The 10,034-nt window shown below is 67.6% G+C and carries 13 protein-coding genes and 2 pseudogenes; 4 read left to right on the forward strand and 11 right to left on the reverse strand.

The features are described 5' to 3' along the window. Nucleotides 1–20: 20 nt before the first annotated feature. Together Q0716_RS06020 and Q0716_RS06025 are read right to left on the reverse strand one after the other, a co-directional pair. Complete coding sequence (locus tag Q0716_RS06020) at nt 21–245, reverse strand: hypothetical protein (RefSeq protein ID WP_299020811.1); 225 nt, start codon at nt 243–245, stop codon at nt 21–23. Between the two features lie 137 nt (nt 246–382). Beyond that, a complete protein-coding gene (locus Q0716_RS06025) occupies nt 383–556 on the reverse strand; it encodes a hypothetical protein (RefSeq protein WP_197052561.1) in 174 nt (57 codons plus the stop codon). 26 nt (nt 557–582) lie between these two features. On the opposite strand from Q0716_RS06025, the gene Q0716_RS06030 reads away from it, so the two are divergent. After that, the gene (locus tag Q0716_RS06030) at nt 583–1,092 is read left to right on the forward strand and encodes a hypothetical protein (RefSeq protein WP_299020813.1); all 510 of its coding nucleotides are present in this window, start codon (nt 583–585) and stop codon (nt 1,090–1,092) included. Nucleotides 1,093–1,148: 56 nt separating this feature from the next. Then, complete coding sequence (locus Q0716_RS06035; RefSeq protein WP_299020825.1) at nt 1,149–1,271, forward strand: hypothetical protein; 123 nt, start codon at nt 1,149–1,151, stop codon at nt 1,269–1,271. A gap of 197 nt (nt 1,272–1,468) precedes the next feature. On the opposite strand, the pseudogene Q0716_RS06040 reads toward Q0716_RS06035, so the two are convergent. The 5 genes and pseudogenes from Q0716_RS06040 to Q0716_RS06060 form a co-directional block, all read right to left on the reverse strand. Next, a pseudogene (locus Q0716_RS06040) lies at nt 1,469–1,690 on the reverse strand (IS5/IS1182 family transposase); the annotation flags it as partial. Beyond that, nucleotides 1,609–1,860, reverse strand: coding sequence for a transposase (locus tag Q0716_RS06045; RefSeq protein WP_268807361.1), 252 nt, complete (start codon nt 1,858–1,860; stop codon nt 1,609–1,611). The gene Q0716_RS06045 and the pseudogene Q0716_RS06040, both read right to left, overlap by 82 nt. A gap of 291 nt (nt 1,861–2,151) precedes the next feature. After that, nucleotides 2,152–2,493, reverse strand: a complete 342-nt coding sequence (locus Q0716_RS06050) for an AzlD domain-containing protein (protein WP_052231597.1) — start codon at nt 2,491–2,493, stop codon at nt 2,152–2,154. Then, a complete protein-coding gene (locus tag Q0716_RS06055) occupies nt 2,486–3,193 on the reverse strand; it encodes an AzlC family ABC transporter permease (protein WP_143969135.1) in 708 nt (235 codons plus the stop codon). Before Q0716_RS06055 ends, Q0716_RS06050 begins: the two co-directional genes overlap by 8 nt. Further along, a complete protein-coding gene (locus tag Q0716_RS06060; RefSeq protein WP_299020832.1) occupies nt 3,190–5,193 on the reverse strand; it encodes a helix-turn-helix domain-containing protein in 2,004 nt (667 codons plus the stop codon). The genes Q0716_RS06055 and Q0716_RS06060 overlap by 4 nt, the downstream gene beginning before the upstream one ends. A gap of 281 nt (nt 5,194–5,474) precedes the next feature. Here Q0716_RS06060 and Q0716_RS06065 point away from each other — a divergent pair. Then, nucleotides 5,475–5,588, forward strand: a pseudogene (locus Q0716_RS06065) (sodium:calcium antiporter); the annotation flags it as partial. A gap of 141 nt (nt 5,589–5,729) precedes the next feature. Here Q0716_RS06065 and Q0716_RS06070 read toward each other — a convergent pair. Genes Q0716_RS06070 through Q0716_RS06085 form a run of 4 tightly spaced genes read right to left on the reverse strand, consistent with a single transcriptional unit; the run spans nt 5,730 to nt 8,866 of the window. Beyond that, nucleotides 5,730–6,128, reverse strand: a complete 399-nt coding sequence (locus Q0716_RS06070) for a DMT family transporter (RefSeq protein WP_068610294.1) — start codon at nt 6,126–6,128, stop codon at nt 5,730–5,732. A gap of 16 nt (nt 6,129–6,144) precedes the next feature. Then, nucleotides 6,145–6,957: a thymidylate synthase gene (locus tag Q0716_RS06075; protein WP_299020836.1), complete on the reverse strand. Its 813-nt coding sequence runs from the start codon at nt 6,955–6,957 to the stop codon at nt 6,145–6,147. Beyond that, nucleotides 6,954–8,396: an FAD-binding oxidoreductase gene (locus Q0716_RS06080; protein ID WP_299020838.1), complete on the reverse strand. Its 1,443-nt coding sequence runs from the start codon at nt 8,394–8,396 to the stop codon at nt 6,954–6,956. The genes Q0716_RS06075 and Q0716_RS06080 overlap by 4 nt, the downstream gene beginning before the upstream one ends. A 29-nt stretch (nt 8,397–8,425) precedes the next feature. Continuing rightward, a complete protein-coding gene (locus tag Q0716_RS06085; RefSeq protein ID WP_299020840.1) occupies nt 8,426–8,866 on the reverse strand; it encodes a DUF2069 domain-containing protein in 441 nt (146 codons plus the stop codon). Between the two features lie 19 nt (nt 8,867–8,885). Here Q0716_RS06085 and Q0716_RS06090 point away from each other — a divergent pair, with 19 nt between their 5' ends. Continuing rightward, on the forward strand, nt 8,886–10,004 hold the full coding sequence (locus tag Q0716_RS06090; protein ID WP_299020842.1) for a YihY family inner membrane protein: 1,119 nt from the start codon (nt 8,886–8,888) through the stop codon (nt 10,002–10,004). Nucleotides 10,005–10,034 lie beyond the last annotated feature (30 nt).

Consider the following 10,034-nt stretch of genomic DNA (forward strand, 5'->3'; position numbering starts at 1 on the left):
TGAACGACACGAGGACAGATTCAGAAACCGCCCCACACACAAAAAACAGGACATCCCCCTGCGCGCCGGCACACCAGGTCGCCGCGGCGCGGCCGGGCCTTGGGCAGCGGCAACCGTTCGGGCAGGTGGTCCTCGAACACCAGGCCGAATTTCTTCTCCTTCGAGGCGCTGGCCCACTCTGCAGCCAGCCGCTCGCGCAACCGTGGGTCGCTGACCTGGGCAATCAGATCGTGGATGGCTGACAAGAGATCCTCCTTGCGGCTCGCGACCTGTCGTCGGCCACGCGCGTCATGACAGTGAGTTTGTAGTGCCCAAGTGGTAAGCCCAGCGGGCGCTGGCGTTCACAGACTCTAAGTTTCATCGTTACGGGCCCTCCAGAAGCTCAGTGGCCCCGCGCGATGCGCTTGGCTTGGCACAGCTCGATCAGACCGTTGAGTTCTCGTACGCCAGTGTACTGGGCGCGATACTTTACTTCGAAGGGAAACAGCTCGCCGCCCACTTTGGCGACGAGAGCCACTTCCCAGTCTTTTTTGCCACGCCAGTAAGAGAAGCGCACGGTCTGCGCGCAGTAGCGGGCAACAGGTGCTTGAACACGGCCGTCTCGGTAGCAAGGCCCAGCGCTGCCGCGTCTTCCAGAATAGCTTTGCCGTTGCGCATCGCCACTGGCGCAATGGCCGCATCGGCCAGGTAGATCTTGAAGCGCGCGCGCACGTCGAGCCGTATCAGACGCTGGGATTGCTCACGAGCGATGAGATGAGACGGGCTAGCGTCGAGGGTCTTTATGACTGGGCGCTCGCCGCCGATGATGTCCGTCACGCTTTTCGGCGTCATGGCGATCCGGCGACAGAGGCGCGTCTTGGCCAGTTAGCCGTGACCGCCGATGACTTCCGCCTCGCGGCCATCGCGCTGCGAGACGGACAGTGGCGTCTCGATGGGACGACGGATATTGGCCGCCCGGCCATCGTGCTTGAATACACGGACCCACAGTCCGGTATCCGCTACGTGATGGTGTGGGAAGTGCGCACCGGGCGCAAGATGATCGTGCTCAAGAGCATGCGAAAGTGGCCCGCCCCAGGAGCTCCACGTCCTTGACGACTTCCGGGTATGAGTCGGACGCCCCCATGCTTGGGCCACTGAAAGGATAGCACATGATCCGCATCGACATCGACGACCGCGAAGTGTGCCTGGCGCTGGAAGAGCTGCGTCGCCGCGCTTCGAACATAAAACCCGCCATGCACACCGTCGCCGACCATTTACATAGTCGTTCCTGAAATCTTCACCCGAGCCCCGGTTGCGAGCGCATCAAGCCTGGCCTGAGCGATATCGCCCCCGCCTCGGCCGGCTGCAACAGGCGCAAAAGAGGGGATGGGCTCGATGTTTTCGTGGCCGGAGCAGCTTACTCTCCTGCTTGCTGATCTGTGGGGTCTTGCCTCGGTGCACGATGCGCACATCCGAGTTGCAGCGCATCCACCCCCCGGTAGCCCCGATCGACGAACACCGTCGCGGGCTCGACCGCACAGTCTTGCATCAGGATCGTGGCCTGCTCGAGCTGTTCGCGCAGGGTGTGTCCGTCATACGGATGGCCATGGAAGGCCCGCGCACCCACGATCAGGTTGCCCTTGAGCGTGCTGGCAATGCCCGCCTTGACGCCGAATTCGTAGGGTGTTCGGGCCTTGCCCTTGCTGATACAGTCGCGCCAGCATTGCGCCAGCGCTCGACCACCCCTTCGTCCGACTCGTTGAAGGCGTGCTTGAGATACAGGAGGCTGATCATGATGCGCAGCGGCACGCGCGGGCGCCCCGCGTGGCTCAAGCGTTCGCGGCGCTGCACCTGTTCACCAAACAGATCGAGATCGGGCATGGCGATGCCCGAGCGCGCCTTGCGCGACAACAGATGCGCCACCGATCCTCCGATTTGCTGTCAGGGCATGCGAGAGGCCAGCACCGCCAGCGGGTGGCGCAGATCGATCATGTGATCGATGCGCGAGCGGAAGAAATCGTCTGTGGCAGGGCGGGCAAACTTCACAGAAAACTCCCGCAAATCGCGCACACGAGGATGTGAAAGTGGGAGATATTTTTGCCGAGAAAGCGTGAAATCCAGAGCTAAATCAAATAGTTATGAGTAAATCAGGGGGTGGTTGGGTACAACGCGTCACCCGATCACCCACAACATCAACGCATACACCCCCGTGCCCAGCAGCGTGGAGGCCGCCAGCCCCCCGCGCAGGCGCTGGAGGAGGATCACGGCGGCGATGGCAACGGCCGTGGGCAGGGCGCGGGTGGGGCCGGCGGCTGGCCACAGCAGGGGGAAGAGCGAGGCCACCAGCAGGGCGGCGATGGCGGCCGGGCCGATGGCCGAGGACCAGCGGCGGATAAGGTTCGAACGCTCGGTACTTTGACGCAGCCCCCACCAGAAGGGCAAGGAGCGCAGCAGGAAGGTGCCCAGCCCACAGGCCAGCACGGTCAGCAGCTGTATCCAGCCGGCTTCACTCATCGTCGCCGTCCTCGTCCACGTGTGCCTGCAGCAACTGGAGGGCCGCACCGGCCAGCATGCCGGCCGGGATGGCCACATGGGCCGGGCCCAGGGCCAGGCCCAGCAGCGTGACACCCGCCGCCCCCCACAGCGCCCGGCCACGTCCGTGCACCCCCATCTGCAGCAGCAGCGACAGGAAGAGCGCCGGCAGCACGAACTGCAAAGCCTCCTGCAGCAGGGGGATCCGGTCCACCAGCTGGGCGCCGGTCTCGGCCCCCAGCCAGGTGCCAGCGATCCACGCGCCATAAGCCCCGGCCTGCAGGCCAGCCAGCCAGCCCGCGCGCTGGGCCGGGGCCAGGGTGGGCAAACGCGCGGCCGCGCAGGCGAAGACTTCGTCGGTCAGGCCAAAGGCCAGGGCCGGGCGCACGCGGGCCGGGCGCGCCTGCGCGAGCTGTTCGGCCACCACCCGACCGTAGAGCAGATGGCGGGCATTGAGCAGCCAGATGGTGGGCACCACCGTCAGCGGCCCGCCGCCGGCGGCGAGCAGGGACACCAGCACGAACTGGCTGGCCCCTGCAAAAACGATGGCTGAGATGGCCACGGCCCATGGAGCCCCCAAACCCATCTGAACGGCGGCCAGCCCGAAAGAAAAAGCCACGGGCACGTAGCCCGCTGCAATGGCCAGGCTGTCGCCCAGGCCGCGCAGCACCTGCCGCGTCATGCGCCCTCCGGCTTGCTGAAGGTGAAGACATGGGTGCCCCCGCCCCAGTCGTCGCTGCCGGTGGTGGCAAACACCCGGCGGTGGCGGCGCAACTCCAACCCGGCCAGCGCGGCCAGCCCGGCAAAGCGGCGCGGGAAGGTCTTGCGCTCGACCTCGTAGTCGAAGCCGGCCACCATGGCCTGCAGCTCCAGCCAGTAGAAGCGCACGAAGGCCCCGATCTCATGTGCAGGGCGCTCGCGCAAACCGGACTCGCACAGGCGCGCATACAGGTTACGGCACAGGCTCACCGCCTGGTTCGTTTTGCCCTCGGTGGCCGCGACCATGGCCATGATGATGGAGCGGCGCAAGTCGCGGTAGAGCCTGAGGTCCAGCCCCCCTTCGGAGGCCGGCGGCTCACCCACCCAGGCCATGCTGGCCAGCAGGTAGGCGCTGTGGTGGCGCACCAGGGCGAGGTTGCGTTCATCCACGCTGGCGAATTCGGGCAGGAACTCGTCGGCCACCACCAGCAGCCCGCCGGGCTGCAGCAGCTGCATGGCCTTTTGCAGCATGAAGGCTGTGTTGAAGTGGTGCGAGGCGCCGAAAGAGGTGATGAGCGGTGTCTCGCCGCTCGGCAGGTCGAGCTCCAGGAAGCCGCCGTGATGCAGCTCGATGCCCTCAACCCCGTGGGCATTGCGCTGCAGGCACACAAACGCCGCCTCGTCGGGTTCGACGGCCAGGAAACGGCAACCCGGATGCAGCTCGTGCAGCATCAGCAACGGCAGACCCGGCCCTGCGCCCACGTCGATGGCCTGCAAGGCGGGCTGCGGTCCGGCGAAGCTTGCGATATCCTGGGCGGCGGCCACTACTTGGCGGGCGTAGGCGGGGTGCAGCAGCTCGAAGGTATCGTACTGCTCCACGTCGATGCGGCTGGAGAACGGCCCGTCCCGGCCGCCGCGCTGCGCCGCTGCGGGCGCCGGGCGCACGTGATGCAGCTGCCGCGGCATGCACATGCGCCCCCGCTGCAGCAGCACCTCAGCGGCCAGGCTGTTGAGCACCCAGCTGTGGCCCTCCAAATAAGCCTGGATCGCAGCCGTTTCGGGCGCGCCCAGCTCGATGAAGGGCGATTCCGCCAGCCGGGCTAGGCGGATGGCGGCAGCCGGCAGGTCGGCGTTGGCCCAGGCGGGCGGTGCCTGGTCGGGTTGGGCAAAGGCTCCGGTCAGGGGCATGGGCACCACGGCGACATACGGCCCCTGGGCGTCGTCTTCCACCAGCGACAGCACCGGCCAGCGCCAGGGACCGGCGGTGGCCTCGTGCTGCATCTGGCGCAGCTTGAGCAGGCCGTCACGCCCATTGAGCGGCTCACCGCGCAGTCGCAGGATGCGCGCGCCCAGGCCGTTGGACACCTCCAGCAGGGCGCGCTCCATCACGCTGCGCACTCCCTCCCAGGCGCTCGGGGCCTGGGGACACTCTAGGTAGAGCGTGGAGGCACTGGCCGAATACGTCTTGGGCGGATACACGATCACCACCATGGCCCGGCCGCCTTGCTCGGTGGCTGCGTACACATGCGGCACATCGGCGTCGAAAGTGTGGGTGTCGCCTGCCCTCACCATGCGCGGCCGGTCGGCCTGCCCCACCAGCATGGCCCCGGACAGCACCGTGATGCGTTCCTTCACCCCTTCCGGATGCGGGGCGGAGTCCTTGCGGCAGCCTGGCAGCAGTTCGATCAGATAGACCTCGATCTCGGGGTCGTCGGTCGATTTTTCGATTAATCGAAAAATCACCCCCTTGTCCGACAGCTCGCCGCCGTCGCTCAGTTCCTCGTTGACCAGCTGGCCGAAGGGCACTCCCAGGGCGTTGGCCACAGCCCACAGGGTCTCGATCGTGGGGTTGCCATCGCCGTTTTCCAGCTGCGACAAGGTCGATTTCGCCACCCCGCTGCGCTCGGACAAGCCCGCCAGCGTGAGCCCTCGCTGTTCCCGAAATCGCAGCAGATTCCTGCCGATGGCTGAGACGGTGCTCACGAGGTTTTCCTGAGAAATATCGGTGTGAGTTCATTATAACAAACAAACGATTCGTTCTGTCGGTCTGTGTCAGGTGTGCCTCTATGGCACGATGGCGCCACATTGCATCCAGGGAAGGAGGTCCACGCCATGCCCATCGCCCTGCTCATCGTTGGCCTGGTCGCCCTGATGGCAGGGCTGAGGGACTCTTGCGCGGCGCCGCGCGGTTGTCGCTGTCCTAGGGGATCTCGCCCCTGGTGGTAGGCTTGACCATCGTGGCCCTCGGCACCAGTGCGCCGGAGATGGCGGTGTCGGTAGGCGCAGCCGCCAACGGCACCACCGATCTGGCCGTGGACAACGTGGTGGGCAGCAACATCTTCAACATCCTTGTCTGCCTGGGCCTGGCCGGCGTGGTGGCGCCCCGTGGCCTGCCCATTTCCGAAGCTGTCCTGAACTTCGATCTGTGGGTGATGGTGGGTGGCCACGCTGCTGGCCTGCCTGCCCATCTTCATGAGCGGCCGGGAGATCGCGCGCTGGGAAGACGGCGTGCTGCTGGCCTACCGCACCACCGCCAGCGCCGCCACGGAGGTGCGCCGCGTCAGCGGCTGGCCGAAGAACAGTGCCCCCAGCAGCACCGTCCACACCGGCATGGTAAAGCCCAGGATGGCCGCCCGCCCGGACGCCAGGGCGGCCACGCCAAAGATGGCCAGCGTGTGCCAGCCCAGCATGTTGGGCAGTGCCAGCGTGACGATGCTGCGCCACTCGCTGCGCCGGGGCTGCAGGCGCACACCGCGCCAGTGATAGAACGCGAACAGCCACAGCGCGCCGCCGGTCATCGTCACGGCGCGGAAGAACAGGGGCGAGAGCTCCTGCAGCGACAGTTTCATGACCGGCCAGTTGACGCCCCACATCAGCGTCAAGGCCACCAGTCCCAGGGCTTGGGCGCGCGACAGCATCACGGGTAGGGGCGGCTCACACCGCCACGGGCGCCTTGATGGCCGGGTGGTGCTGGTAGTCCAGGAATTCGAAGTCGTCGAATTCGTAGTCGAACAGGGTCGGCGGGCGGCGGCGGATGCGCAGCGTTGGGTAGGGGTAGGGCGAGCGCGACAGTTGCAGCTGCACCTGCTCCACGTGGTTGTGGTAGATGTGGCAATCGCCACCGGTCCAGATGAAGTCGCCGACGCCTAGGTCGCACTGCTGCGCCACCATGTGCGTCAGCAGCGCATAGCTGGCGATGTTGAACGGCACGCCCAGAAAGACGTCGGCGCTGCGCTGGTAGAGCTGGCACGACAGTCGGCCGTCGGCCACGTAGAACTGAAACAACGCATGGCACGGCGCCAGCGCCATCTGGGGCAGGTCGGCGACGTTCCAGGCGCTGACGATGATGCGTCGCGAGTCGGGGTTGGTACGCAGGGTATGCAACACCTCGCTGATCTGGTCGATGTGGCCGCCGTCGGGTTTTGGCCACGAGCGCCATTGCACGCCGTAGATGGGGCCCAGGTCGCCGTCGGCGCGCGCCCACTCGTCCCAGATGGTCACGCCGCGCTCTTGCAGCCAACGCACATTGCGTTCGCCGCGCAAAAACCACAGCAGCTCGTAGATGATGGATTTGACGTGCAGCTTCTTGGTCGTGACGAGCGGAAAGCCCTCCGACAGGTCGAAGCGCATTTGGTAGCCGAATACGCTGCGCGTGCCCACCCCTGTGCGGTCGGTCTTGGGCGTGCCGTGCTCGAAGACGTGGCGCATGAAGTCTTCGTACTGCGTGCGGATCGGGCGCTGGCTCATGGGGCTGCATTATCGGGCAGCAGCACGCGCCCGGGGTTGAGCAGGCCCGCAGGGTCGAGCGCGCGCTTGATGGCGCGCATGATCGCGAGCGCCGTGGGGTCCTTGAACGCGGGCAGCAGCGCCGCTTTGAGGCCGCCGATACCATGCTCGGCGCTGATGGAGCCGCCGTGGCGCTGCACCAGGCGGTAGACCAGCTGATTGACGTGGGCTTCGTGTTCCTGCAGGAACGTGGCGGCATCCGTATCCGGCGGCGCCTGCACGTTGAAGTGCAGGTTGCCGTCGCCCAGGTGGCCAAAATTGACCACGCGCGCACCGGGCACGGTCCCGTGCAGCGCGGCTTCTGCCTCCGCGCAGAAGGCAGGGATGCGCGACACCGGCAGGCTGATGTCGTGCTTGAGGTTGAGCCCCTCCTGCGCTTGGGCGAGCGGGATGCTTTCGCGGATGTGCCATAGGGTGCGCGCCTGCGCCAGGCTTTCGGCGACGATGGCGTCGCGCGCTGCACCCTGCTCGATGGCCGCGGCCAGCGTGGCCTCCAGCGCCCCGCGGGCGTGCACTTCGCTATCGTGGTCGCTCACCTCCAGTAGCACACACCATGGGTGTTCGCGCCACAGTGGCACGCGCAGGTCGGGGAAGTGCCGGTCCACCAGGCTGAGCGCGAACGCGTTCATGGCCTCGAAGCCGGTCAGTGTCGGGCCCAGCCGGCGTTGCGCCAGTGCCAGCAGTGCCAGGGCGTCGGTCAGCCCCGACACGGCGGCCCACGCGGTCAGGCGTGCGGCGGGCTGTGGCACCAGCTTGAGCACCGCCCCAGTGATGATGCCCAGCGTGCCCTCGCTGCCGATGAACAGGTGGCGCAAGTCGTAGCCCGTGTTGTCCTTGCGCAAGCCGCTCAGGCCGTCCCAGAGCTGGCCGTCGGCGGTGACGACTTCCAGCCCCAGGCACAGGTCACGCGCATTGCCAAAGCGCAGCACCTGCGTGCCACCGGCATTGGTGGCCAAATTACCGCCGATGGTGCAGCTCCCTTCGGAGGCCAGGCTCAGCGGCAGCCACAGGCCCGCAGCCTCGGCGGCCTGCTGGGCCACTTGCAGCACGCAGCCAGCGTCCACGGTCAGGGTCAGGTTGTCGGGGTCGAGCGCGCGCACGCGCTGCAGCCGTTGCAGGCTCAGCACCACCTGGCGGCCGCTGGTGTCGGGCACGCCGCCCAGCACCAGCCCGGTGTTGCCCCCCTGTGGCACGATAGGGGTGCCGTGCGCGGCGCACAGGCGCACCACGGCGGCCACCTCCTGCGGGCTGCCTGGGCGCACCACGGCCAGCGCGCGCCCACGGTGGCGGCGGCGCCAGTCTTGCTCGTAAGCGGTCAGGTCGTCGCCGTCGGCAGCGGTCAGCACATGGGCAGCACCGACGGCGGCGCGCAGCTCGGTCAGCAGATCGGTGCGGGGCATGGGGGCGCGTCCAGGATCCAGAATCTCCATCAGGGCGTGGTTGCCGCTTCGGAGGCGGCTTGGCGCGCCGCTCGCAGCCGCCAGCGCACGTGCAGCGCGCAGGCGGCAAACAGCCCCAGACACAGCAGCACCTGGGTCCAGGCCAGCAGGGCCGACAGGCCGCTTTCGGTCGTCGCGCGCACGATGCCTTCGGTGAAATACAGCCACACGAGCAGGCTGAGCCAGCGGTAGGTGTACATGCGGTGCCGCAGCAGACCCGGTAACGGCAATGTCAGTGGCAACACCTTGAGCGCCCACCACGAGCCGCCGGGGCGCAGCGGAGCGAGCCACAGTTCCCACGCCAGGCCTAGGACGATGAGCGCGAGCAGGCACGACACGGCCAGCGCACGGGTGCGTCGGGCCAGCCGCAGCGCCTCGTCGGTGGGGTGGGGCGCAAGCGGCGGGGCAAGGGGAGCAGACGGGGCAGTCATCGGCTGGCATGATAACGGCATGAGCGCCACCGATTCGCGAACCCCGACCCATTCCCGGGCCCGTCGTCAGGCCGATTGGCGAGCGCCTTGGCGGGCCGAAGGCGCCCGACTGTGGCGGGCGCTGCGCGACTTTCCATGGCGCACCACGCTGGCCATGCTGCGCGAGCGCCTGGCGCGCGACCGGCTGGGGGTGGCGGCAGGCAGCCTGACGTTTACCACCACCATCTCGCTGGTGCCGCTGCTGACCGTGGCGCTGGCGATCTTTTCGGCGTTTCCGGCGTTTGCGCGCGTCGAGCAGCGCCTGCAGCGCTGGATGGTCGAGGCCCTGGTGCCGGAGAGCATCGCGCGCCAGGTTTCGAGCGCGCTGTGGCAGTTTTCAGCCAACGCGGCCAAGATCGGCTGGAGCGGCGCGCTGGTGCTGCTGATCACGGCGCTGGCGCTGGTGCTCACCATCGACCGCCAGCTCAACGATATCTGGCGCGTGCGGCGCTTGCGGCCGCTGGCGCAGCGGGTGCTGGTGTACTGGGCACTGCTGACCCTGGGGCCGTTGTGCCTGGCCGCGGCGCTGAGCGCCAGTTCGTACGCCCTGTCGGTGTCGAAAGGTTGGCTGCCAGCCGTCCATGCGGGGGTCCGCTGGCTGCTCGACATCGGGGGGTTTGCCCTCGTGGTGCTGGGGGTGGCCGCCCTGTACCGCTATGTGCCCAATGCGCCGGTGCGCCTGCGGCATGCGCTGGTGGGCGGGGTGTTCGTTGCCATCGCGTTCGAGCTGGCGCAGCAGGCGCTGGCGTGGTATCTGCGCACGGTGCCCACCTATTCGGCGGTGTACGGCGCGTTTGCCACGCTGCCGATCCTGCTCGTCTGGCTCTACTTGCTGTTGTTGATCGTGCTGCTGGGGGCGGTGATCGTGGCCTACCTGCCCAGCCTACTGGCGGGCGTGGCGCGGCGCGGCGACACGCCGGGCTGGCCGTTTCAACTCGCGCTAGAGCTGCTGGCCGCACTCGATGCGGCGCGTGCAGCGCCGCGCCCCGGGCTGTCGGTGCCGCAGCTGGCGCGCCGGTTGCGTGTCGATGCGCTGCAGCTCGACGAGCCGCTGAGTGCGTTGCAGGCCCTGGGGTGGGTGGGTGGGGCAACTCAGTGACGACGAGGGGCGCTGGGTGCTGTTGGTCGA

It is taken from the genome of uncultured Tepidimonas sp. (assembly GCF_938045175.1).
GTDB lineage: Bacteria > Pseudomonadota > Gammaproteobacteria > Burkholderiales > Burkholderiaceae_C > Tepidimonas.